The organism is Hymenobacter humi (assembly GCF_042665855.1).
Taxonomy (GTDB): domain Bacteria; phylum Bacteroidota; class Bacteroidia; order Cytophagales; family Hymenobacteraceae; genus Hymenobacter; species Hymenobacter humi.
Map to the genome: position 1 here is coordinate 1,339,860 of NZ_JBHTEK010000001.1, position 24,079 is coordinate 1,363,938.

The following is a 24,079-nucleotide window of genomic DNA, read 5'->3' on the forward strand; positions in this document are numbered from 1 at the left end:
TCACAAAAAAGCCCCGACTGCAATCAGTCGGGGCTTTTTTGTGGGGCTAGCCTGCGCCTCTAAACGCCTTTAAACGCCGGCTTGCGCTTCTCGCTAAAGGCTTTCACTCCCTCAAAATAGTCTTCGGTTTCCCCGGCAATCTGCTGGCAATGGGCTTCGTAGTCCAGCATTTCGTCCAGGGTGGCTGCGCCGGCCTTGTTCAGCATCTGCTTAATCAGCCCAATCGACTTGGTAGGGGCGGAGGCGTAGCGGGCAGCCAGTGCATAGGTCGCTTCATCCAGCTGCTCCGGCGGCACCACTTGGTTCACGAGGCCCAGACGTAGCGCCTCCTCGGCAGGCACTTTCGAACCCAGGCTGCACAGTTCAAACGCTTTGAGCGTGCCCACCAGCCGCGGCAAGAACCACGAAGAGCCCGAGTCCGGCACCAGCCCGATGTTGATAAATACCTCAATCAGCGACGCCTCCGAGCTGGCTACCAGCGCATCGCACGCCAGCGCCAGCGAGCAGCCCGCGCCCGCCGCCACGCCATTGATGCGGCCAATAATGGGCTTGGGCAAGGCCCGCATGGCCCGGATAATGGGGTTGTAGCGCTTGTGCAGCGAATCGTAGAACGAGCGTTTCTCCGCGCCTTGGGCCGCCTTCAGGTCCTGGCCCGAGCAGAAGGCCCGGCCCGCGCCCGTGAGCACCACCGCGCGTACGGCCGCGTCGCGCGCCACTTGCTTGAGCGCATCCTGTAGCTCGTAGCTCAACGGGTCGTTGAAGGCATTGAAAACGTCCGGGCGGTTCAGGGTAATGGTTGCCACGCCGTCGGGGCGCACATCGTAAAGCAGGCTGGTGTATTCCATGGAGTGACTGAGTGGCGGAGTGCCTGAGTGGGAAAGTGTAGAGCGAATGATGCCTGCAAATAACGGCAGTCCGAATTCTCCATGCCCATGCAATTAGCTCAACCTACCGGTTACTGCACTCGCCAGCCCAGGCACTCAGCTACTAAGTCGCTCGAAGCAGCGCTTCCGCAATTATGAGGTCTTCCGGCGTCGTGATTTTCAGGTTGCGGTAGTCGCCCTCTACCAGCTGTACTCGGCAGAGGTCGTCCACTACCGTCGCGTCGTCGGTGAAGGAGGTGAGCTCCGGCATAGCGTAGGCGCGGCGCAGCAAGTCTATTTCGAACGTCTGCGGCGTTTGCATGAGCCGCAAGCGGCTTCTGTTCTGAGCTGAGGAGCCGTGCTGCGACAGCAGCCGCACCGAATCCTTGGGCATCACAGCGGCGGCCGCCGCCGCGTGGGTTGTTGCCGCCGCGTAGGTGCGCTCCACTACCAGCCGCGACACCAGAGGCCGCACGCCGTCGTGCACCGCCACCAGGCCTTCTGGGTACTGGCTCAACGCCGCTAGGCCCGCTTTCACCGATGCCCAGCGCGTGGCTCCCCCTGCCACCAGCCGGTGCGGAATATTGACCTGATGCTGCTCGCAGAGTTGCTGCCAGGTAGTGAGCTGGTCGGCGGGCAGCACCACAATCAGCTCCTGTATGCCCAATGCTGGCTCGGCAAACCGGCGCAGGGTGTGCAGCAGCACGGGCTCGTCGCGCAGCAGCAGAAACTGCTTGGGCCGGTCGGCGGCCATGCGGGTGCCGCTACCGCCTGCTACGATGATGGCAAAGCGTTTTGGGTGATGAGGTGATGGAGCAATGAGGTGTTGAGGAGGCCGCATGGCATAAAAGTATTGCAGGCCCATTAAACCGCAGGAAAAAACAAAGTCCCGACCGCCGCAGTGGCAATCGGGACTTTTTACTTCATCACTTCGTCACCCAAAACACTACAGAATCAGCATGGCGTCGCCGTAGCTGAAGAACTTGTATTTCTCTTTTATGGCTTCCTTGTACGCTTCCATCAGCAGGGGATAGCCTGCAAAAGCGGCCGCCAGCATGATGAGCGTGCTCTCCGGCAGGTGGAAGTTGGTGAGCAGGCAGTTGGCGATTTTGAAATCGTGAGGCGGGAAGATGAACCGGTCAATCCAGCCTTGGGTGGGCTTCATGCGGGCATTGGCCGACACCGACGCCTCCATGGCGCGGATGGTGGTGGTGCCCACAGCGCACACTTTCTTCTTGGCGTCGAGGGCCTTGTTCACGATAGCGCAAGCTGGCGCCGTCACAATAAAGTTCTCGGAGTCCATCTTGTGCTTGGTCAGGTCTTCCACGTCCACGGTGCGGAAAGTGCCCAGGCCCACGTGCAGCGTCACGTACGCCGGCTCTACGCCTTTAATCTCCATGCGCTTCATCACCTCGCGGGTGAAGTGCAGGCCGGCCGAAGGAGCCGCCACGGCGCCAATGTTCTCGGCATAAATGGTCTGGTACCGCTCTTTGTCGGCTGGCTCGGTCTCGCGGTTCAGGACCTCTTTCGGAATCGGGGTTTCGCCCAGGCTCGTACAGCGCCTTGCGGAATTCTTCGTCGGTGCCATCAAACAGGAATTTAATGGTGCGGCCGCGCGAAGTGGTGTTGTCGATTACCTCGGCCACCATATCCGACTCGCCGAAGTACAGCTTGTTGCCCACCCGGATTTTGCGGGCGGGGTCCACCAGCACGTCCCACAGGCGGAGCTCCTTGTTCAGCTCACGCAGCAGGAAAACTTCGATTTTGGCGCCGGTTTTTTCTTTGTTGCCGTAGAGGCGGGCCGGGAAAACTTTGGTGTCATTGAGCACCAAAACATCGCCCTCGTCGAAATAATCGAGAATATCTTTGAAAGTGCGGTGCTCAATCTGGCCGGTGGCGCGGTGCACCACCATCAGGCGGCTTTCGTCGCGGTTGCGGGCCGGATGCAGAGCCACCAGTTCTTCGGGGAGTTCGAACTTGAACTCATGCAATTTCATCGCCATAGGGCAGTATTGGGGGAAGATACGGAAATTTGGGGAGGCAAAAGTACGGCTTTTTCTCTTACTTTCCATTTTTGCACCTTGCGAAAACCCAGCCCGGCCTTTAGGCCTCAGCAACTTCCCCGCGAGTTTCCGTCTTTTGACTCCGGATACTGCCCCTTACGCGTGCCTTCTTCTTTATGCTGACCCTTCGCCTTACCTTAGAAAGTTTTCGCTTTGCCTGGGATGCGCTAAAATCCAACCTGTTGCGCACGGTTTTGTCGCTGCTGGGCGTCACGGTTGGCATCTTTTCCATCATCGCCGTCTTTACCATCGTCGATTCGCTGGAGGCCAACATTCGCAGCAGCCTCGATTTTGCGGGCGACAAAGTCATCTACGTGTCGAAATGGCCCTTTGCCTTCGATTCGGAGTTCCCGTGGTGGAAATACTTCAAGCGGCCCGTGCCCAACCCGCGCGAATACCAGCAGCTGCGCAAACAGCTTGGACCCAACAACAAGGGCATTGCCATTTTCGCGGCCAACAACGGCAACACGCTAAAAGCAGGCTCCAACTCTGTGGCCGACTGCGTGCTGCAGGGCGTGAGCTACGATTACCGGGCCGTGAGCAACGTGCCCGTGAAAGACGGCCGCTACTTCACCACCCAGGAAATGGACGCCGCCCGGCCCGTGGCCATCATCGGGGCCACCATCGCCGAAAACCTGTTTCCCAACGGCGACGCCCTGGGCAAGCAGTTCAAGGCCCGCGGCCAGACCCTCACGGTAATCGGGGTGATGGAAAAAGAAGGCAAAAAGCTGCTCACCATCTCCAGCAACGACGCCAACTGCATCATTCCCTTCGGCATGTTCACCAAGATGTTTACCCTGAGCACGACCGGTTTCGGGGGCGGCCCCAGCGCCACCATCGCCGTAAAGGGCCGCGACGAGGACCCCGGCCTGATGGATTTGGAGTACGAAATGCGCGGCGTGATGCGCAACATTCGCGGCCTCAAGCCCCGGGAAGAAGACAACTTCGCCCTGAACCGCCCCGAGATGATTGCCGCGGCCATTGGCAAGCTGTTTGGGGTCATCGGCATCGTGGGCGGCGTCATCGGCTCGTTCGCCATCCTGGTGGGCGGCTTCGGCATTGCCAATATCATGTTCGTGTCGGTGCGCGAGCGGACCAATATCATCGGCATTCAGAAGTCACTAGGGGCCAAGAATTTTTTCATCCTCTTCCAGTTTTTGTTTGAGGCCATCTGCCTGTGTTTGATTGGCGGCCTGGCCGGCATTCTGCTGGTCTGGCTTGTTACACTGGTGCCGCAGGACGCGCTGCCGCTCACCATGTCGGCCTCCCGCGTCATCCTGGGCTTGCTGATTTCCGTCGGCATTGGGGTGATTGCCGGCATCGTGCCGGCCGTGCTCGCCGCCAACCTGGACCCCGTTATTGCGATTCGGGCCAAGTAACATTCCGGCCTGAGCCACCGAATACGGAGCAGTCTTTTTAGTTAACCCCCAATTAGCCGCCGGGCCTGCGCCCGGCGTTGCGGCATGACGCTACCTCCCTTTCTGCACCACGAAATTCTGGGCAATACCCTGAGCCAATACCTGCTGGCCATTCTTATTCTGCTGGTGGGTGCGGCCCTGCGCCGGTTGCTGTCGCGGCTGCTGAGCAAGGTGCTGTTTCGGCTCACGAAGCGGTACACGGCCGGCGTGACCGAGCAGGAAATGCACGAGTTCCTCATCCAGCCGCTGTCGGTGCTGCTGTTTCTGGGCACTGCATACGTGGCCTTTGGCGTGCTACGCTACCCCATGCCGCCCGATGCGGTACAAGGCGTAGACCCTGGCCCAAAGTGGCGTTGCTGCGCATTTTTCTGCTGGGCATTATTGCCACCGTCACGTGGGTAATGCTGCGGCTGGTCGACTTTGCCCTGCTGGTGGTACAGCGCCGCAACGAGCTGCGCGACAGCCCCGGCCTGCGCCGGCTCGACCACCAGTTCCTGCCCTTTGCCAAGGATTTGCTCAAGGTGCTGGTCATCATTATTGGGCTGATGGTGGTGCTGGGGGAGGTGTTTGGGGTGAATGTGACGGCCCTGATAGGCGGCCTGGGCATTGGCGGGCTGGCCGTGGCCTTCGCCGCCAAGGAGAGCCTCGAAAACCTCATCGCCTCCTTCACCATTTTCCTCGACCAGCCCTTCGGCGTGGGCGACCTCGTGAAGGCTGGGGAGGTGAACGGCACCGTGGAGAAAATCGGCTTCCGCAGCACCCGCCTGCGCACCGCCGAGAAAAGCTACCTCACCGTGCCCAACAAAAGCATGATTGACAAGCCCCTCGATAACCTCTCGCTGCGCACCTCGCGCCGGGTGGGGTTTACGCTCACCTTCGACCAGAAAACGACCAGCGCCCAACTCCACGACATAATCGCGGGGTCCATCAAGGCCATGCAAGGCCACCCGCTGGTGACCCAGGACGTGCAGATGAAGTTCAATGCCCTAACGCCGTCCGGCAAAGAAGTGACCGTGCAGTACTTCGTAGACACCACCAGCTACGACGAATACCTTGATGTAAAAGAAGACCTCAACTACCGCCTGGTTGAAGTAGTAGAAGAGCACGGCGGTGTATTCGCCGGCGCTCCCGCCGTGGCTGTCCCCCAAGCCTGATGCGGCTAGCGGCCAATTCAATTTAGCTCAATTTTTATCTAAATCCTGAAAGCTCTCACAACCGGGCAGAAAGCAAAAGAGGCAACCCACTGGGCTGCCTCTTTTGCTTAAGAATGCTTCAGGAAAATTTCCCTGAATACTAAAACGTGCTTTAGCGGCGGCCGCCCAGCAATCCGCCGAGCAGGCCACCCATGCCGCCGTTGAGCAAGCCGCCCAGCCCCGCGCCGCCGGCACTGGCCGGCTGCATGTTGGGCCGGCCGCCCAAGCCACCCAGAATAGACATCATCGAGCCCAAGCCGCCGTTGCCGATGGCCGAGCCGCGCTGGGGAAGGTTAGCTGGCGAATTGCCGCCCATCAAACCGCCCAGCATGCCTCCGCCGAGCAAGCCGCCCAACATGCCACCCAAGCCAGTTTGAGCCGCTCCGCCAAGCAAGCCACCAAGGCTGCCTCCGCCGAGCATGCCGCCGCCTTGGTTGCCGTAGCCTTGCGTACGGTTGCCGCCGCCTATCACCCGCGAAATAACCATGGGCGCCACCACACCGAGCAGGCCGGCCATTAGCGCATTTTTGGGGATGCCTGCGCTCGAGAGCTTGTCGCCAATGCGGCTGAAGAAACCTTCCTTGGCAGGGTCCTGTGGGTCGTGGGCCACGGTTTCGGCCTGGTCTACCACCGTTTCAAGCGTTTGTTTCTGCTGCTGGTTAATGCCGAGGTACTCCGACATCTTGCTAATCATGGCCTCCTCGTCGTTGGCGTAAGCCCCATCGGCCCGCGCAAAGCTGATGAGGTCGGTTACGAGCGAGAAGCGGAGGTCGCTGTTCTTGAGGGCATCGAGGCTCTGCTGAATGCTTTGGTTGGAAGCATCCTGGGCGGCGGCCAGTACCTGCTGGGTAGCACCGCCCGAAAGGCCGGCCTGTTGGGCCAATGCCTGCAAAAATTCAGTTTCGGCGCCCGAGGCCTGGCGGTCGGCGCTAGCCAAGCTGGCAATGGCGCTCAGGTAAGCAGTTTTTTCTGCCTCGGAGTAATTCTGAAGAAGCTGGGTGTCCATGTAAAAAGAAGTGAAATGGGTGGAAAAAGTGCCTGCCGTGCTTAACGCAGCCCGCTCAAATACGTTGCTTTGCCCCTAAAGCACCCTTGGACGGAAAAAATTTTAGGGTCGCCCAGAAAATTTCTCTCCCTGAAAATGAATTTGTTGCTGTGTCAGCAGCCCCTCAAGCGCAATATTGTGGCCGATTAAAACTCAGGATTGTTTGGCGTTTCCAAAAGACCTCCCATCTTTGCAATCCCAAACGGAAACACCCACGGGGGATTAGCTCAGCTGGTTCAGAGCATCTGCCTTACAAGCAGAGGGTCGTAGGTTCGAACCCTACATCCCCCACATTGATTAAAAGTCCCTCAGTCGCAAGGCTGAGGGACTTTTTGCTTTTGGCCCTGTCGGTTGTACGCTCCAAATCTTACGGCGGTACACACGCTGGTTCATACACGTGCTTCGACAGTCGTCATTGATGATGTGAATCAGATTTCCTCTTAACGGCTGGAAAGCCTTGAGAAGGATAGGCCATAGCAGTTACTGGCACTGAAGCCAGGTGCCTTGCTGTGCTTCAAATCAAGTTTGTTGTAAGCGGCCTCACGCTTATAAACTTGATTTCCTGAATCAGTGAAAGTCCCCGTCATGATTGAGGCCAGGGGATTTAGTAGCCCTTTCACGCCCTTTTTACCAGCATTCGGATTCGTCTTCCTGCGCGGCCCGGGTTTTCCTGGCCCTTAGCCGGTACCTACATCATGAATATGCCGTAGTAGCTATGCCTTTTGTGATGAGTCGCTGGCTGCCATTCGTTTATTGAAAGCGGGTTTCAAGCCTAGTTATCCTTAGCATGGGTAGAAGGAAGCAAGCCGCAGCAAAGTGGCCGCCGGGACGCACTTGTTATTGGCTCAACTATTTTTATACGGTTTCATCTTTTGGTTATCAAAAATGAAAATGCCTCTGTTATTCGCCATCCTGTTGCTTGCCGTGCCGGGCTTTGCGCAGACCATCTACGGTTTGGGCATCATCACCGGCAGTAACATTAGAGGAGCGGCTGTGAACAGCCAGGGACTTGTTCCCATTAATCCGACGAACGGTGCCGCGCTTACACTTTACCCGGTTGCCATCACGGGCATCACAGCCGGCCAGATACTGGTAGGCATGGACTTTCGGCCAGCCGACAACCTGCTGTATGCTCTGGGCTACAATGGCTCAATCATAGGTGCCAATGCCCAGTTGTACCTACTTAACCCCGCTACAAACGCTGTGTCGCGCGTGGGTGCAGCCATCCGACTGGAATTAGGCAACGCCACCAACCGCATCGGGTTCGACTTCAATCCGGTTACGGACCGCATCCGCGTGACAAGCACCAATGGGGCCAATTACCGCTTGGCTCCCACTGGGGCTCTGCTGGCCACCGACGGCGCCCTGGCTTACGCAGGTGGAGCCCCGGCAACACCGGCAATTTCGGCAGTGGCATACACCAATTCGTTTTTGGGCAGCCGGAACACCACGCTCTACGACCTGGACTACCGTAACGGCTTGCTCGCCGTGCAAAGCCCGCCGGATGCCGGCACCCTCACCGCCCCCTTGCCGGTTACCGTTGTCATCCCCTCGGGTACCTACGGCATCGGCGAGCCCGACGCCATGGGCCTCGACATCTACTATGACCCCAGCACCAAGGAGAACGTCGGCTACCTGACAGAAGTAACATCGCTTCGTTCTAACGGGACCCGCGCGAGCAACCTTTACCGGCTCAACCTGGCCACTGGCGCCGCGACGCTACTCGGCAATACCGTGCCCGCAAGTACCTTCTTGAACTTTGAAATTCGCGATGTAGCAGTGGTCCTCCCGCAAGGAGTAGCGCTGCCCGTAGAGTTGGTGCGCTTTACCGCCAAATCCGAAGTCCCGGCCACCGTGCGCCTGGATTGGGCCACGGCTTCGGAGCAGAACAGCGCCTACTTTGCCGTGGAGCGCAGCCTCGACGGAATCCTCTTCCAGGCCATTGGGCAGGTAGCAGCGCTAGGCAACAGCTTTGCGGTGCACGATTACGGCCTGACCGATGCCGCTCTGCCGGAAGGCGCAGCACTGCTTTACTATCGCCTGCGCCAGGTGGACCGGGATGGCCGCGTCGCGTATTCGCCGGTGCAGGCCGTGGTACCGGCGAATAAGGTGGCGAGATTAGCGCTGTTCCCAAATCCTACTAAGGCTGCCACTACCTTAGTAGGAGCTGCAGCCGGTACAACAGTTCAGGTTCTCGACGCCTTGGGCCGCCCAGTGGCCAACGCCACCGTCGATGCAAGCGGTACAGCCAATCTAGCGCTCCCGGCTGGCCTAGCTCGTGGGGTTTATGTTGTGCGCACACGCAGTCAGGTGCTGCGACTGTTATTGAATTAGCACAGCTGCACTTCAACGCAGATGTCTCCTACAAGAAACTCTCTTTAGGGTGGCAGCAAGGTCTTCCGGGTTCGAATGTCTGGCGCCATCACTTGGTTCCAAACTCCGATAGCCACGGTAGTTAAGGTAGTCCGTAGGCAGGTTGAGCTACAATAACTGCCTGTTCGCTTTTTAAAACCTTGGATGCAAAACGGTTTGCTAAAAACAGGGAAGAAAAGTTGCGGTAGTCCTTGCACAGCCAGGTATTGTTTCTACCTTTGCACCCCCAATAAGAAAGCGCTTCAAACGGAAGCAAAAATTTTAAAAGGGACGAACTAAAAAAGGTCGGCTATGGGTTTACATTCCTGCTCCCTCTTACCAGTCCAGCTTTCGTTTTGAGTCCTGACTCTATCGAAAAAAAGATCGGCAGTTTGTTGGAAGTTGAAAACTTCTTCTTACCTTTGCACTCCCAAATCGAAAGAAGCGGGTTACACGGAAAGAAAGACACCGGCCGCGAGGCCACACGGTTCGCTCAAATGGGGCGGGCAGACGTTCTTTGAATGCTTGGAAAAGACAAATGGTAAGACTTGCTTCGGCAAGTTGACAACCAAACGTAACATTGAATAAAAACTCGTCAAATACGAGTCGGATTCGCACTCGACATCAGCCCGTCTTCGGATGGGTGTAGAACATTTTACAATGGAGAGTTTGATCTTGGCTCAGGATGAACGCTAGCGGCAGGCCTAATACATGCAAGTCGAACGGTGGTAGCAATACCATAGTGGCGCACGGGTGCGTAACGCGTAACCAACCTACCCAGTTCTGGGGGATAGCCCGCCGAAAGGCGGATTAATACCGCATAAGACCATAGTATGGCATCATACAGTGGTTAAAGATTTATTGGAATTGGATGGGGTTGCGTGCCATTAGCTAGTTGGGGGGTAACGGCCCACCAAGGCGACGATGGCTAGGGGAGCTGAGAGGCTGGTCCCCCACACGGGCACTGAGATACGGGCCCGACTCCTACGGGAGGCAGCAGTAGGGAATATTGGGCAATGGGCGAGAGCCTGACCCAGCCATGCCGCGTGCAGGATGAAGGCTTTCTGAGTCGTAAACTGCTTTTGCCAGGGAAGAATAAGACTCATGCGTGGGTCGACGACGGTACCTGGTGAATAAGCACCGGCTAACTCCGTGCCAGCAGCCGCGGTAATACGGAGGGTGCAAGCGTTGTCCGGATTTATTGGGTTTAAAGGGTGCGTAGGCGGCCGTTTAAGTCCGGGGTGAAAGCCCACTGCTCAACAGTGGAACTGCCCTGGAAACTGGACGGCTTGAGTACAGACGAGGGTGGCGGAATGGATGGTGTAGCGGTGAAATGCATAGATACCATCCAGAACCCCGATTGCGAAGGCAGCTGCCTAGACTGTAACTGACGCTGAGGCACGAAAGCGTGGGGAGCGAACAGGATTAGATACCCTGGTAGTCCACGCCGTAAACGATGGATACTCGCTGCCGGCGATACAATGTCGGTGGCTTAGCGAAAGCGTTAAGTATCCCACCTGGGGAGTACGCCCGCAAGGGTGAAACTCAAAAGAATTGACGGGGGCCCGCACAAGTGGTGGAGCATGTGGTTTAATTCGATGATACGCGAGGAACCTTACCTAGGCTAGAATGCGCGTGACCGCCCCAGAGATGGGGCTTTCCTTCGGGACACAAAGCAAGGTGCTGCATGGCCGTCGTCAGCTCGTGCCGTGAGGTGTTGGGTTAAGTCCCGCAACGAGCGCAACCCCTATGTTTAGTTGCCAGCGCGTAATGGCGGGGACTCTAGACAGACTGCCTGCGCAAGCAGTGAGGAAGGCGGGGACGACGTCAGGTCATCATGGCCCTTACGCCTAGGGCTACACACGTGCTACAATGGACGGTACAGCGGGTTGCCAACCAGCGATGGTGCGCCAATCCCGAAAAGCCGTTCTCAGTTCGGATCGGAGTCTGCAACTCGACTCCGTGAAGCTGGAATCACTAGTAATCGCGTATCAGCAATGACGCGGTGAATACGTTCCCGGGCCTTGTACACACCGCCCGTCAAGCCATGGAAGTTTGGTAGACCTGAAGCCGGTGCTCGTCACAGAAGCCGGTTAGGGTAGAACAGGTAACTAGGGCTAAGTCGTAACAAGGTAGCCGTACCGGAAGGTGCGGCTGGATCACCTCCTTTCTGGAGCAGTTCGACTCGTGAGTTTTTATAATAGTATGTTACGGTTGTCACACCGTTTGTCTTTTCCTTCATTCAAATAATTTTTGAATCCGAATACGGGCTTGTAGCTCAGGTGGTTAGAGCGCTACACTGATAATGTAGAGGTCCGTGGTTCGAGTCCACGCAGGCCCACTTGGTTTACCCAGGTGGTCTGAAAGGTTCGGGATTCAGCAATAATTAGACGAATGCAATAGGCATTCTTCTACGATGTCATTAAACACCAGAATGACAAACGTTCTTTGACGTAAGGGGTAACAAAAACGAAGCGTAGCGCGCTTGGTCTGGCAACAGACAAGCACAACTCTAGCAATAGAGTAGCGATACGAAAGCGAAGTAAGCAAGAGCACACGGGGGATGCCTAGGGTCTGAGAGGCGACGAAGGACGCGATAAGCTGCGATAAGGCGTGGGGAGAGGCACATACTCTGTGATCCGCGCATTTCCGAATGGGGCAACCCCCTGCCTGGAAGAGGCAGGAACCGACTCGCTTGACGAGCGGTGGCAAACGCCGGGAACTGAAACATCTAAGTACCGGCAGGAAAAGAAAATAACAATGATTCCCCAAGTAGTGGCGAGCGAACGGGGAGGAGCCCAAACCGGGTTGGTTACGGCCAGTCCGGGGTTGTAGGGTCGCGACATCTGATTGAATCGAGTTAGCTGAAGCTGTTGGGAAACAGTGCCAGAGACGGTGAGAGCCCGGTAAGCGACAATTCTGATTCACGGTAGCGATACCCTGAGTAGGGCGGGGCCGGAGAAACCCCGTCTGAAGCGAGCGGCACCATCCGCTAAGGCTACATACTCCTCAGACACCGATAGTGAACTAGTACCGTGAGGGAAAGGTGAAAAGAACCGGGAATACCGGAGTGAAAAGAACCTGAAACCGTGTGCTTACAAGCAGTTAGAGGGCTTTTGTGGCCTGATAGCGTGCCTTTTGCATAATGAGCCTACGAGTTACTCCTCCCCGGCAAGGTTAAGCGATTGTAGTCGCGGAGCCGCAGCGAAAGCGAGTCTGAACAGGGCGCGGAGTCGGGGGGTAGACGCGAAACTTGGTGAGCTACCCATGAGCAGGTTGAAGGTGCGGTAACACGCACTGGAGGACCGAACGAGTTTCCGTTGAAAAGGATTTCGATGACTTGTGGGTAGGGGTGAAAGGCCAATCAAACTGAGAAATAGCTCGTACTCCCCGAAATGTATTGAGGTACAGCGTCGTGGTGAGGTCGTTGGAGGTAGAGCTACCAATAGGACTAGGGGGTGTCAGAGCCTACCGAATCCTGATGAACTCCGAATGCCAGCGGCTATACACGGCAGTGAGGCCTGGGGTGCTAAGGTCCCCGGCCGAGAGGGAAAGAACCCAGACCATCTGCTAAGGTCCCTAAATCTAGATTAAGTTGAACAAAGGAGGTCCAGTTGCTTTGACAGCCAGGAGGTTGGCTTGGAAGCAGCCATTCCTTTAAAGAGTGCGTAACAGCTCACTGGTCGAGCGACCGGGCATCGATAATACGCGGGCATCAAATCTAGTACCGAAGCAATGGATGTAGCATGCAAGACTGCTACGTGGTAGGGGAGCATTCTCCTTGCGGTGAAGGTGCGTCGTCAGGCGTGCTGGAGCGTGGAGAAAAGCATATGTAGGCATGAGTAACGATAATGGGGGTGCGAAACCCCCACGCCGATAGACTAAGGTTTCCAATTCAACGCTAATCGGAATTGGGTTAGTCGGGACCTAAGGGGCAGCCGAAAGGTGAACTCGATGGACAGCAGGTTAATATTCCTGTACTAATGTTAAAAAGTGATGCAGTGACGCAGAAGTGAAAGCACCGCGGGCGGACGGAAGTGCCCGTTGAAGGCCGTAGATATAGGAGAGGTAGTTAAGTACGCCACTCTTGTCGAAAGCTGATAGTACCGCACGTCCTTCGGGACACGCGGATAGTGTGCCTAATCCGACTGCCAAGAAAACCTGCTAAGCGTTTTAATTTTAACATTACCCGTACCGCAAACCGACACAGGTAGTCAAGGAGAGTATCCTGAGGCGCTCGAGTGAATCACGGCCAAGGAACTCGGCAAAATGGACCTGTAACTTCGGGAGAAGGGTCGCTTCCTCGCAGCAATGCGAGAAGCCGCAGTGAAAAGGCCCAGGCGACTGTTTAACAAAAACACATGGCTTTGCTAACGCGCAAGCGGACGTATAAGGCCTGACACCTGCCCGGTGCCGGAAGGTTAAGAGGGGAACTTAGTGGCGCAAGCTGCGAAGGTTTGAATCGAAGCCCCGGTAAACGGCGGCCGTAACTATAACGGTCCTAAGGTAGCGAAATTCCTTGTCGGGTAAGTTCCGACCTGCACGAATGGTGTAACGATCTGGGCGCTGTCTCAGCCGTGAGCTCGGTGAAATTGTAGTCTCGGTGAAGATGCCGAGTACCCGCCACGGGACGGAAAGACCCCGTGCACCTTTACTATAGGTTGCCATTGGTGTTGGGTTCGGCATGTGTAGCATAGGCGGGAGGCGCTGAGCCGGGGACGCTAGTTCTCGGGGAGCCACCGTTGAAATACCGCCCTTGCCGTGCCTGATGCCTAATCCTTCCAAGAAGGAGACAGTGGCTGCTGGGTAGTTTGACTGGGGTGGTCGCCTCCAAAAGAGTATCGGAGGCTTTCAAAGGTCCGCTCAGTACGCTTGGTAACCGTACGCAGAGCGCAATAGCAGAAGCGGGCTTGACTGTGAGGCCGACTAGCCGAGCAGGGTCGAAAGACGGATATAGTGATCCGGTGGTTCCGCATGGAAGGGCCATCGCTCAAAGGATAAAAGGTACGCCGGGGATAACAGGCTGATCTCCCCAAGAGCTCATATCGACGGGGAGGTTTGGCACCTCGATGTCGGCTCGTCACGTCCTGGGGCTGGAGAAGGTCCCAAGGGTTCGGCTGTTCGCCGATTAAAGTGGCACGCGAGCTGGGTTCAGAACGTCGTGAGACAGTTCGGTCCCTATCTGTGGTGGGCGTTGGAAATTTGACAGGACCTGTCCTTAGTACGAGAGGACCGGGATGGACCAGCCGCTGGTGCGCCGGTTGTACCGCCAGGTGCAGCGCCGGGTAGCTACGCTGGGACGAGATAAGCGCTGAAAGCATCTAAGTGCGAAACTCACCTGGAGATGAGATTTCCCAATATGAAGGCCCGTCGGAGATGACGACGTGGATAGGCGGCAGGTGAACCAGCAGAAATGCAATAGCTGAGCCGTACTAAGTGGCCGAGGGCTTCGCTACTTCAAGCAATTGAATTCATTCGTCGAGCGCGCAACACACGCTTCGTTTTTGCCCCCTTATGTCAACGTTATTGAGTCCTGCACGAACACGCAGTGACCCGCCAGCAATGGTGGCTTTAGCCCGGGTGTTCACCTCTTCCCATTCCGAACAGAGCCGTTAAGCCCCGGTGCGCCTATGGTACTGCCTTCACCGGTGGGAGAGTCGGTCGCCGCCAACCTTTTTTGTAACGCCTGCCGCTTTCACCAGCGGCAGGCGTTTTGCTTGTATACCCCACCCCAAGACGAGCAAGACGAGCGGGAAGAACATGTTTTTAGCCCAAAAGGAAGTGAAAATGTGCTCTTCCTAATTGATGGAAAGTTTCGCTTGCTGTTAGTGTTAGCTTATACAATAGAACCCCCTTGCTATTAAGTGACGTGACCTTAGAAAATCAGCCAGTTTGTTCTCACTGAAAGGCTGCTTATCCTTTATTCTACCGTCAAGCGTTGGCTCAGTTGCCCGTAGCGGATAAAATATAGGCCTTTCGGCAAGTCTGTTAGCGGTAATGATGTTTTAGCATTGTTTGCTGTGACATTGAATGTGCCCAGCAAGCGGCCTAATGCGTCATACAGCTGTAGTGGTGTTCCTGGAACAAGTGAGGATAGATGCACCTGTATTGCATCATGAGCTGGGTTGGGATAAACTAAAAGTTGCACTTCAGACTCGACAAGGGTTGCTGTGCGTACTGGAGAGTATGCGGCTGTGCCATCTTGGTTTATCTGGCGAAGGCGGTAGTAGAAAAGGGTCGATTCTGTGGGGGGCGGGGCATCGAGCAGGCTATATGCTTGAGGAGCAGTTCGGGTACCGGCTCCGGGTGCGAACCCTATTTTCGTAAATGTGTGTCCATCAATACCGCGTTCGACTTCAAAGCCCATATTGTTGTGCTCAGAAGCGGTACTCCATGCGAGTCGAACTACTGATTCACTTATGACTGTGGCGGTGAATGCGCTTAGCTCTACTGGCAGTGGTTGTGCTGGCTTTGATAAAGCGACGCTCACGGTGTTATCACCAGTGGAATTGGCGGTAATGAAGTCCAGCGTGCGGTCATTGTTCACGTCGGCCAGCGCTGTGAAACGAGGCTGGTTACCGAAACCAGTGATAGTAGTTGGGCCTGTGAACCCACCACTTAAAAAGGAGAAAACTTCAACCCCAGGGCCCGCCCCGAAGGCACCGCGTGGAGTAATCAAGTCGATGATGCCGTCACCGTTATAGTCTCCGGTGCTGAGGGTATATGCAAACCCGCTACTCAGCCTTAGCGTGATGGCACTGGCGAAGAGGCCACCACCGGTTCCAAGCCATACGCTGAGTGGAGCACCGGTTGCGTAAGTGTTTGTGGAAGCTATATCGGCATGGCCATCGCCGTTCAGGTCCGCTGCGACAACGTAGAAAGCGCCAGCCGTGGGAAAGCTGCTGGCTAAGGTGAAAGAGCCGGCACCATTGCCAAAGTGCACACTGACGCTGCCGTTGGAAGCCACGCCGGAATAGCTAGCGGAAGCCAAATCCAGATTGCCATCTTCATTGAAGTCAGCAAGGGCCAGGCTGCGAGCCGCAGGAGGCAGGCCGGTATAGGTGCTCATGGTGAAGCCAAAAGTGCCGTTGCCCATGCCGATTAAAGCATAGCCCGCATCGCCACCATAGAGTAGTGGGGCCACCAGGTCCAAATTCCCGTCGCCGTTGAGGTCCGCGACGGAAACGGCTTGCACCGGCCCGACGCTATTCAGGCTTGGTTGAGGCGAAAAAGTGCCGTCGCTGTTGCCCTTCAGAACGTTGATGGTACCCGAAAGACAGCTCACGAGTAAATCGAGCAGGCCGTCGTTGTTCAGGTCAGCCAGGGCCGCACTCTGGGGATTCCCGCTCACAGCAATTGGGGCTCCTGCTGCTGTAAAGTTGGTGCCGGTTCCGTTGTTGAGCAGCACGCTTACAGTGTTATCGGCTTGGTTGGCGACCACCAAATCGAGAGCAGCGTCACCATTGAGGTTGCCGGCCACTACGTGCTCGGGCTGGGCACCGGTGGCGTAGTTACTGCCTGCACTTACGCCAGTGGTCGCTCGCGTGCGGGTTGTAAGTTGGCTTACATAGCTTTTTACCAGTTCTGCACCGGCATTTGAGCGAGCGGCAGTAGTTACACTTACTTGCACCACCTCGCCGGCCTGGAAGTCGACGGCCGGGTCAAACGTCACGGTTGAGCCACTTACGCTCGAAGTGCCGGCTTTGCGGCCCCCGGCTTGCAGGCTGCTCACTTTGATGGGCAGCTGCGTGGTGGCATTATTGGCATTAAGCTCGGCATTGAAGGTGGCTTGGATGTTGGTGCTCTCGGCAATTGGGCCATTGAGCGGGGGCAATACGGAGAGGACACTAAACGTAAACGTGGTCACCACGAAATTCACCGTTGCGTTGCTGGAGCCGGCCGGGGTAGTTACGATGACCGGCCCCGTGGTCGCGCCCAGCGGTACCCGCACCATGATGGTATTTGGGGCGGCGGTGTAGTTCGTATTGAAAAAGGAGGACGAGGGCACGGAAGCACCGTTAAACGTTATTCGGCTGGCTCCTGCCAGACCAGTGCCGGCTACCACGACCAGCGCCCCCTCCGGTCCGGAGCCCGGGTTGATACCGCTCACCACCGGAGTTACCACGAAGCGGCCTGCGCTGGCAGTACCGGCCCCGGTTCCGTTTCGGGTAACCACTACCGGGCCGCTTTGGGCTTGGGCTGGAACCGTGACCGTGATGCTGCCATCGCTGACGGACACAATGGTGCCGGAAACCCCATTGAAGGTGACGCCCAGGCCAGCGGCGCTGGTGCCAAAATTCGAGCCGCTGATGGTGACCGTGGAGCCGGTTGGCCCTTGCGCTGGGCTCAGGCCAGTTACGGCGGGCCCGGTGGTAATGGTAAAATTGCTGTCGGAAATATCGAAAAAGTAGTTGTCGGCGGCTTCCACCATAAGGCGGGCGGCGGTCGTGTTCAGCGATGGTACGGTGATACTCGCCGAACCCGTCCCGTCAGCGTTGGGCACTGCGGCGGCAAGCAGGGTGGGGTAGGTGAGGCCGCCGTCGGTGCTGAGGCGGATGTTCACGGTTTGGCAATTCACGGCCGAAGACTTGGTGCCGACCCCATTCCACTGCACAGTATGCGTAGAGCCCGCAACCCAGGTGACGGCCGTATTGGGCTGGGTTATGGCAAACGGCGTGGCATTGGCGGCGCTCACCGTCAGGGTCACGGTGTTGCTCAGGGCCACGCCGCCCACGATGCCCGAGGCAGTACTGGTGGCTACCGACCCGGACACGGCGTGGTAATCGCGGAGCGTGCAGCGCAGGTTGAGCTCACGTGCCACGGTGGGTAAGCGTTCGACGGGGCTCGAAGTCACATTGGAAATTAAGCTGTTGAGACTTGGGAAGTAGCGGGTGGCGCCGGTGGTGCTGGGCAGCACCGAGCGAAACAAGGGCACGTTATCTTGGGCTGCTTGCGGCGTGCTCAGGTTGGATGGCGAGCCCAGGTCAATTTCTTCCCAATTGTATCGGAGGGCTGAAACATCGGCCGCGTCGGCATCGGTACCCGTGGCGGTGAGCTTAAAGGGCGTGCCCTGCGGGATAGTACGGTTGGCCGGCACGGTCACGAGCGGTGAGGTATTGCCTGAGCTGATTTGCGCACCCACGCTGGGAATGCTTTCTATGTAAGTCCGCATCTGCTCCACCGAGCCGGTGTGGTAGTACGCGTCCGAATGCGCCTGAATAGTGTTGGGCTCGGGGGCGTCGCAATTGATGTCGGTATAGGCCATGATGGTGGACCCCTTGCCCGGTTCCCAGGCCGAAGTGGCGGCCCGGGTGCTTTTGCCGCATTCCCCTTCGTTGGTGTTGAAGGTGTGCGAGGCTGCAAACTGGTGGCCTATCTCGTGGGCAAAGACGCTCGTGATGAAGTACGCCGTCGGCGTGGTCCGATTCAGGTTGCCCGACAAGCCGCCGGCCTTGTAGGTAAAGGGAGTGCCGCCGGTGGCGCTGGTGCCCACCACGCCCAAATACGCCAGCCCGCTTGCGTTTGTAGTCAGCAGGTGGCCCAGGTCAAAAGCTGCAGCGCCAAACTCGGTTTCTACGTTTTGCCGGTTCCGATTCACCATCTGGTCGTCATTGCTCTGGTCGTACGCGCCGTCGTTGGCCGAGGTGTAGAAATGAGCTCCCACCAGCATCATGGTCACGGCCAGGTCGCGCTCCTGAATGGTGCGCACGTCATTGACCAGGGCGGCCACGTTGCTCATTACGTCGGTGTAGTCGGCGCCATTGGCCGCGCTGTGCACGCTGTTGGTGTACTCCTTGGTGGTGGTCATTACCAAGCGGTACACGGCCAGCGTAGGGCCCACGGGCTGGCTCAATTTAGCGTCTCGGCCCAGCTGGCCACCAGCCTTGCCAAAGGGCCTTGGCTGGGGCACCTTGGGTAAGGAGGCCGCGCCACAGCCTCTTTGACTGCCTGCCGGGGCCACTACGTCGCGGGCGTAGTAGCTCACGTAGTGTTGAGCATCGCCCGTGCTGGCTGCTTCGAGGTAGACGGCACCGCCGGGCTGCTCGCTCAGGATTTGGATGTGCAAATTGCCGGGGCTCGCCGTGAGGCTAAGCAGGGCGGTGGGGTCGTCGAGGCCGCGGCCGCCGTACGTGTGCAGGCCGGGGTAGCGGGCTGCCAGCGCTGGGGTCAGCAATGGGGTTTCCCACAAGGCAAACCGCTGCGTGGAACCGTCGGGTAGGGGCAGGTGCAGCTCAAGCGGCTGGCTTGCTGTGGCGCTCCGTAGCGGTGCGGCAGCCAAGGCGGAGCGCAAGCCGGCAAGGTCGAGGGTGAAGGCGCGATACTGCCGCAACCTAGCCGCCAGCTGCGAGCGCGAAGCTGCTTGCGCGGCGGGCCCATCGGCCCGAAAAAGCGGGGGCTGTGGCTTGGCCGAGGGCTGGGCAAACGAAGGTCGGGCCACCAGCAACAACACGGCCAGCAGCAGGCGGCTGGACCGATAAATAAGACGTAACCGGTCAGTTGGGAGTAAGGTAGACGCCTGCTTGCACGCGCGGGCAAAGGGCCAAAGACAGTAAGGTAGAATCATGAGCTAGAAGGACTGGAAAACCAATGCATTCGTGCTGCGCATTGATGAAATGCCAAGGCCTCCAGCCAGCAACTCTGCCTCAGTTGCCAGCCAGCAGCTTTGCTAGCACACCCCAAATTATGAAATCCAATTGCATTTACCTTATTTATTTTATGAATAATAACTAAATATACGTATTGCGATTACGGTTTTAAATTCGAGAAAGGAGAGCCGTAGCTGTATCATAAATGCTGTCACTTAAGCCAAAGCATTTCGGGCTTCGCTGATGAGTAGTTGGGCTGGATTCTACAAAAAATGGCACTCCTGCCTCTTTCTCCCTATGGCTTATCATGACTTAGCTCAAGATTTGTAAATCTCTGCAGCGTATAATATTATATCCATTAATAATCAGTTTATTATGGGTGAAGGCAGAGCATATGGTCTGATGAGAAGAAGAATTTGTCTTTGGTAAAAGCATTTTTTTTATTCAAAAAGTAATATTATATTTATAAAAAACCTCTCTCGCCATGGCTACTTCCTTTCCATTTTATTCCGACTTATCAGAAAATGACGGGACTGGTGTTTACCACACGCACCCCCGTTGCCGGGTTGGGCAAGGCATTGCGCTGAGCCTCCAAGTGCCGGGTACGGGCTACGGCCGACGGCAATGTCCCTTTTGTTTCGTGCTGGGGCAGTTTGAGGCGAGCCGGAAGAGCCGTAAGCAGCCGCCCACAGATGCCAGAGTTGAATACCCCATGGGCCGGGAAACTGGGTCCAGCGCCTCGTCGGCGGCGTAAGGCGGAAAGATTGCCGAGACAGCCAGAGGCAAGCACAGCGCTGGGCTGACAAGCCCCACGGACCATAAGCGAGCGGGTGAGTGTTTCTTTGTGGCCTTATTAGGGCCACGCCTGCCGCTTTGCCGTTAGGGTGCTGTGCCTGTTCCTTGCGCTCTTTCCACATGCCCCTACTTGAAGTTATTGGTGCCCGCCAGGCGCGGCTATTCCAGGACCTGCCCGCCCGGCTGCACGGCGGGCAGCGCGTTTACATCGGGCCACTGGCCGCCGAAGTTGAAGCCGTATTCGACCCGGCCAAGAACCTGAGCTTTGCCAATGGCGAGGCCATCCGCTGGATACTCACCGATGGCAGTGGCGCCGTCATCGGCCGGGTGGCGGCCTTCCTCAACCGCGATACTCCGGCGGTGACCGATACTGATTTGCCCACCGGCGGCCTGGGCTTTTTGAGTGCATCAACGACCAGGCGGCTGCCAATACGCTGTTTGAGGCCGGGCGGCAGTGGCTGGCCGCGCGGGGCATGCAGGCCATGGACGGCCCCATCAACTTCGGCGAGCGGGACCGGTTTTGGGGCCTGCTGGTTGATGGCTTCGAGCTGGAGCCCAACTACGGCATGTTCTGGCACCCGCCGTATTACCAGCAGCTGTTCGAGAACTACGGTTTTCAGCTGTATTTCAAACAGTACACCTGCGCCCGGGAGGTCGATACGCCCTTGCACCCCAGCTTTGCTAAGCGGGCGGAGGGCTTCGCGGCCGAGCAGCCGGCCTACCAGTTTCGGCACGCCCTGAAGGCCGAGCCCGAGCGCATGGCCCAGGATTTCCACCACGTGTACAACCTGGCCTGGGCCAACCATTCCGGCGTGCCGGAGATGAGCCTCGAAAAAGCCCGCCAGTTGGTAAAGCAAATGCGTCCGATTCTGGACGAGCGCCTGCTCTGGTTTGCATACCATCACGACGAGCCGGTGGCCTTCTTCCTGAGTTTGCCCGAGCTGAACCAGATTCTCAAGCACGTGGGCCCGCGGCTCGACCTCGTGGGCAAGGTGCGGTTTCTGTGGGAGCGGTGGCGCTACCAGCGCCGCCAGCCCAAGAAAATGTTCGGGGTGATTTACGGCGTAGTGCCCGCCCACCAGGGCAAAAACGTGGACGCCGTGATGCTGGTGCACGCCCAAAGGCAATTCCAGGTGGCAGGGTACACCGACATCGAAATGAACTGGATTGGCGACTTCAACCCTCGCATGCTGGCCACCACGCGCTCCATCGGGGCCAAGGTTTGCAAAACGCACATCACCTACCGCAAGCTGTTCGACGAAACACGGCCATTCGAACGCTGCCCGATTATTAAATGAAGAATGAGGAATGAAGAATTAGCTCAACGACCAATTCTTCATTCCTCATTCTTCATTAAGCCCAGCGTTAGAAGGGGTAGCCGATGGCCAGGTTGAGCCGGCCGGCGGTGCTGGTGGGCGTGCCGTAGGGGGCGGCCAGGGGAATGGCGTAATCGAAGCGGATGACGAAGAACTGCACGTCGACGCGCAAACCCACGCCGGCGCCCACGGCGAGCCTGGTTGAAAATGTTGCTTGCTTTGAACTGGCCACCGGGCCGGTCGGGGTCGGGGTTTACCAGCCAGATATTGCCCGCATCTACGAAGACGGCGCCTTTTAGGTAGGGCACCAAGTCCTGGCGGTATTCCACGTTGCCTTCGAGGCGAATGTCGCCCACTTGGTCGTAGTAGCTGATGACGTTATCGGTGTTTTGAACCGGCTTGTATGTTCCGGGGCCAATCTCGCGCGGAGCGAAGGCCCGGACGGAGTTGGGACCGCCGATGCCGTACTGGCGCAGGTAGGGCAGCGAACGGTCCCTGGAGTTGCCGTAGGGCAGGCCGATACCGGCCTGCAGGCGGGCCACAATGCGGTTGCCGGAAGCGGGGTCGGCCGAGATACGGTAGTACTCGCGCAGCTCCAGGTCAAACTTGGTGTATTGCGAAAAAGGCTGTTTGAAAACGGTGTAGCGGCCCTCCGAATTCTGGCTCATGCCAAAGGCATTGCCCAACGCGGAGGCTACGTTGCCGCTCACTTCCACCTGGCCCTGAAAAAGATTTGCTGGCGCCGCTGCTCCAGTACCTGCTGGTTGAAGGTGTAGCGGTAGCTCGAGCCCAAGATGAACTGCTGCTCAAACGAGTTGCGCAGAAACGGCCGCTTGGTCAGAATGGTGTCGAACGTGGGGGTGGTGGACACCAGGTTGTACTGCACATCGATGGGGCGCAGCTCCTGCTCATTGGTGATTTTCGTTTTCCAGCTATACCCGTAGTTCAGGTTGAAGTTGGTGGTGCTGAAAAAGCCCGTGCGGGTGACGTACCGCACGCCCGTGCCGAACGTGGTGCGGGGCTGAAAGTCGGAATTGGGCAGGCGCACGTCGAGCAAAGGCAGGTTGGGCGCAATGAGCCGGGGCACGGCCAGCGCGGCATTGAAGCCAAACTCGGTGGAAGTCAGGCCGGTGTTGTTGCGCGACTCGCCACCGGGCGGTGCTTTGGTGGAGGTTTCGGCCGTGGCCGTGGCATTGAGGGTCAGCTGCTCGCCGCCGCGCAAAGCCGAGCGGTTGCGATACGACACCGTGAGGCCCGGCCCCGTGAAGCCGTTGCTTTTCGATACCAGCGCAGCTCGGCGCGCAGGCTTTTCTTCTTGAGCTGGGTCATCAGCACGTCCACGTCGAGGCGGGCGCGGCCGGCCGAGTCACCGGCTGCCGCCGGCTTCAGGCGGATTTCCACAAACTTGAACACGTTCAGGCTCATCAGGCGGCTCACGGTCTGGTCGCGCCGGCGCCGCCGGTACAGGCTGTCGGGGTACAGAAAGGTGGCGTTGGTGACGGCCTTGGCCTTGAATACTTTCTCGTCGGGGTAGTACTCGTAGCCGCGGTAGCGCACCGGCTCGCGGCGGGTAGTGTCGGTGAGGACGTAGTTGGTATTCAGCTTGATGACGTCGAGCCAGTAGGGGCGGGTGGTGCGGTCCGGAGCGGTGGCCTTCACGCGCATGTACACGTTCACCTGGTTGTTGAGCGTGCTGTCCACTTGAAACAGCAGGAAGCCGGGGGTGAAATAAAAATAGCCCTGGTTTTTCAGCTCGTTATCGATGCGTACCCGCTCGGCGGTGAGCACGTCCAAGTTGTACGGGTCGCCCACTTTGAGCAGCGTGCCGGGCTGAGTGGCCCGGATGGCGGCATCCACCAGCGTGTCGCGGTCAGGAAAGTGAATTTCCTTGATAGTGTACACCTTGCCCGTGGTGGCGGTGTAGTCGACTTGAGCCGTTTTCTCCTGGGTTTTCACCTCGTGGGCCACGGTGGCCTTGAAGAAGCCGTTGTTGTAAAGCCGGTTGGTCATCAGCCCTTCGGTGGCGCTGATTTTTACGTCCTTCAGCAGCACGGGCGCCTCGCCGAACTTATCCGACAGGAACTTGGCCAGGCCCTTGGTTTTGCCTTGCCCGATGCCCCAGAAATACAGCTTGGGCCGCAGCCCCAGAAACGAGGCGCTGGGCTTGGGCCGAATCACCGATTCCAGTTCGGTTTGCAGGGCCGATTCGTTGGGGATTTTCCCGGGCGTTTTCAGCGTGACCTTGCTGCCGGTGTACAGCCGCTGGCCTTCGGGGATGTAGCGCAGGCCCGAGCAGGCCGAGAGCAGGAGTAGGGAAAAGGTCGCGCCGTAGTAGCACAGCCGGCCGCCAGCCTGCGGGCGCTCCCCGCCGGGCCCGGTGGCCCGGAGCAAATGGGGGCGGCCCTGCCGGCGAACCACACGACGTAAGAAATCAAGCATACTAAAATC

General features: G+C 57.7%; 12 protein-coding genes, 2 tRNA genes, 3 rRNA genes and 1 pseudogene. 10 read left to right on the top strand and 8 right to left on the bottom strand.

Going from position 1 to position 24,079, the window contains the following annotated elements:
• Positions 1 to 59 precede the first annotated feature (59 nt).
• The 3 genes and pseudogenes from ACFQT0_RS07605 to queA all read right to left on the bottom strand — a co-directional run bounded on the left by ACFQT0_RS07605 (position 60) and on the right by queA (position 2,860).
• Positions 60 to 845 (bottom strand): enoyl-CoA hydratase-related protein, encoded by a 786-nt coding sequence (locus ACFQT0_RS07605; RefSeq protein WP_380201714.1) that lies wholly within the window; start codon positions 843 to 845, stop codon positions 60 to 62.
• A 142-nt stretch (positions 846 to 987) separates the two neighbouring features.
• A complete protein-coding gene (locus ACFQT0_RS07610; protein WP_380201716.1) occupies positions 988 to 1,704 on the bottom strand; it encodes a 2-C-methyl-D-erythritol 4-phosphate cytidylyltransferase in 717 nt (238 codons plus the stop codon).
• Positions 1,705 to 1,809: 105 nt separating this feature from the next.
• Positions 1,810 to 2,860: pseudogene (gene queA, locus ACFQT0_RS07615) on the bottom strand (tRNA preQ1(34) S-adenosylmethionine ribosyltransferase-isomerase QueA).
• Between the two features lie 182 nt (positions 2,861 to 3,042).
• Here queA and ACFQT0_RS07620 point away from each other — a divergent pair.
• From ACFQT0_RS07620 to ACFQT0_RS07630, 3 genes are all read left to right on the top strand, one after another.
• Positions 3,043 to 4,305, top strand: coding sequence for an ABC transporter permease (locus ACFQT0_RS07620; protein WP_380201718.1), 1,263 nt, complete (start codon positions 3,043 to 3,045; stop codon positions 4,303 to 4,305).
• Between the two features lie 84 nt (positions 4,306 to 4,389).
• Entirely contained in the window at positions 4,390 to 4,746 is a 357-nt protein-coding gene (locus ACFQT0_RS07625; protein WP_380201720.1) for a hypothetical protein, read from the top strand.
• Positions 4,698 to 5,498, top strand: coding sequence for a mechanosensitive ion channel family protein (locus tag ACFQT0_RS07630; protein ID WP_380201722.1), 801 nt, complete (start codon positions 4,698 to 4,700; stop codon positions 5,496 to 5,498). The genes ACFQT0_RS07625 and ACFQT0_RS07630 overlap by 49 nt, the downstream gene beginning before the upstream one ends.
• A gap of 151 nt (positions 5,499 to 5,649) precedes the next feature.
• On the opposite strand, the gene ACFQT0_RS07635 is transcribed toward ACFQT0_RS07630, so the two are convergent.
• Positions 5,650 to 6,543 (bottom strand): TerB family tellurite resistance protein, encoded by an 894-nt coding sequence (locus ACFQT0_RS07635; RefSeq protein ID WP_380201724.1) that lies wholly within the window; start codon positions 6,541 to 6,543, stop codon positions 5,650 to 5,652.
• A gap of 255 nt (positions 6,544 to 6,798) precedes the next feature.
• Here ACFQT0_RS07635 and ACFQT0_RS07640 point away from each other — a divergent pair.
• The 6 genes from ACFQT0_RS07640 (at position 6,799) to rrf (ending at position 14,607) form a co-directional block, all read left to right on the top strand.
• Positions 6,799 to 6,873: transfer RNA gene (locus ACFQT0_RS07640), tRNA-Val, on the top strand.
• Positions 6,874 to 7,467: 594 nt separating this feature from the next.
• Positions 7,468 to 8,916: a DUF4394 domain-containing protein gene (locus ACFQT0_RS07645; RefSeq protein WP_380201726.1), complete on the top strand. Its 1,449-nt coding sequence runs from the start codon at positions 7,468 to 7,470 to the stop codon at positions 8,914 to 8,916.
• A gap of 675 nt (positions 8,917 to 9,591) precedes the next feature.
• Positions 9,592 to 11,104 (top strand): 16S ribosomal RNA (locus ACFQT0_RS07650).
• A gap of 97 nt (positions 11,105 to 11,201) precedes the next feature.
• Positions 11,202 to 11,275 (top strand) — tRNA-Ile (locus tag ACFQT0_RS07655).
• A gap of 195 nt (positions 11,276 to 11,470) precedes the next feature.
• Positions 11,471 to 14,390 (top strand): 23S ribosomal RNA (locus tag ACFQT0_RS07660).
• A 105-nt stretch (positions 14,391 to 14,495) separates the two neighbouring features.
• Positions 14,496 to 14,607: ribosomal RNA gene (rrf, locus tag ACFQT0_RS07665) — 5S ribosomal RNA — on the top strand.
• Together the 16S, 23S and 5S rRNA genes with 1 tRNA gene alongside form the textbook arrangement of a ribosomal RNA operon.
• Before the next feature lie 247 nt (positions 14,608 to 14,854).
• On the opposite strand, the gene ACFQT0_RS07670 is transcribed toward rrf, so the two are convergent.
• Positions 14,855 to 19,372 (bottom strand): FG-GAP-like repeat-containing protein, encoded by a 4,518-nt coding sequence (locus ACFQT0_RS07670; protein ID WP_380205943.1) that lies wholly within the window; start codon positions 19,370 to 19,372, stop codon positions 14,855 to 14,857.
• Between the two features lie 1,416 nt (positions 19,373 to 20,788).
• Here ACFQT0_RS07670 and ACFQT0_RS07675 point away from each other — a divergent pair.
• Entirely contained in the window at positions 20,789 to 21,613 is an 825-nt protein-coding gene (locus ACFQT0_RS07675; RefSeq protein WP_380201728.1) for a hypothetical protein, read from the top strand.
• Positions 21,614 to 21,651: 38 nt separating this feature from the next.
• Here ACFQT0_RS07675 and ACFQT0_RS31580 read toward each other — a convergent pair whose 3' ends face one another.
• From ACFQT0_RS31580 to ACFQT0_RS07695, 3 genes are read right to left on the bottom strand one after another with little or no spacing between them, the layout of a single operon-like run.
• Entirely contained in the window at positions 21,652 to 22,347 is a 696-nt protein-coding gene (locus ACFQT0_RS31580; RefSeq protein ID WP_449272047.1) for a BamA/TamA family outer membrane protein, read from the bottom strand.
• Positions 22,338 to 22,877: a hypothetical protein gene (locus ACFQT0_RS07690; RefSeq protein ID WP_380201730.1), complete on the bottom strand. Its 540-nt coding sequence runs from the start codon at positions 22,875 to 22,877 to the stop codon at positions 22,338 to 22,340. Before ACFQT0_RS07690 ends, ACFQT0_RS31580 begins: the two co-directional genes overlap by 10 nt.
• Positions 22,832 to 24,070 carry a hypothetical protein gene (locus ACFQT0_RS07695; protein ID WP_380201732.1) on the bottom strand — a complete coding sequence of 413 codons (1,239 nt, stop codon included), beginning with the start codon at positions 24,068 to 24,070 and terminating at the stop codon, positions 22,832 to 22,834. The genes ACFQT0_RS07690 and ACFQT0_RS07695 overlap by 46 nt, the downstream gene beginning before the upstream one ends.
• Positions 24,071 to 24,079: the final 9 nt, after the last annotated feature.

What these genes read in the sequence shown, in the direction of transcription:
- ACFQT0_RS07605 (WP_380201714.1), bottom strand. Translation starts at nt 845, where the DNA reads ATGGAATACACCAGCCTGCTTTACGATGTGCGCCCCGACGGCGTGGCA.
- ACFQT0_RS07610 (WP_380201716.1), bottom strand. Translation starts at nt 1,704, where the DNA reads ATGCGGCCTCCTCAACACCTCATTGCTCCATCACCTCATCACCCAAAA.
- ACFQT0_RS07620 (WP_380201718.1), top strand. Translation starts at nt 3,043, where the DNA reads ATGCTGACCCTTCGCCTTACCTTAGAAAGTTTTCGCTTTGCCTGGGAT.
- ACFQT0_RS07625 (WP_380201720.1), top strand. Translation starts at nt 4,390, where the DNA reads ATGACGCTACCTCCCTTTCTGCACCACGAAATTCTGGGCAATACCCTG.
- ACFQT0_RS07635 (WP_380201724.1), bottom strand. Translation starts at nt 6,543, where the DNA reads ATGGACACCCAGCTTCTTCAGAATTACTCCGAGGCAGAAAAAACTGCT.
- ACFQT0_RS07645 (WP_380201726.1), top strand. Translation starts at nt 7,468, where the DNA reads ATGAAAATGCCTCTGTTATTCGCCATCCTGTTGCTTGCCGTGCCGGGC.
- ACFQT0_RS07675 (WP_380201728.1), top strand. Translation starts at nt 20,789, where the DNA reads ATGCAGGCCATGGACGGCCCCATCAACTTCGGCGAGCGGGACCGGTTT.
- ACFQT0_RS07695 (WP_380201732.1), bottom strand. Translation starts at nt 24,070, where the DNA reads ATGCTTGATTTCTTACGTCGTGTGGTTCGCCGGCAGGGCCGCCCCCAT.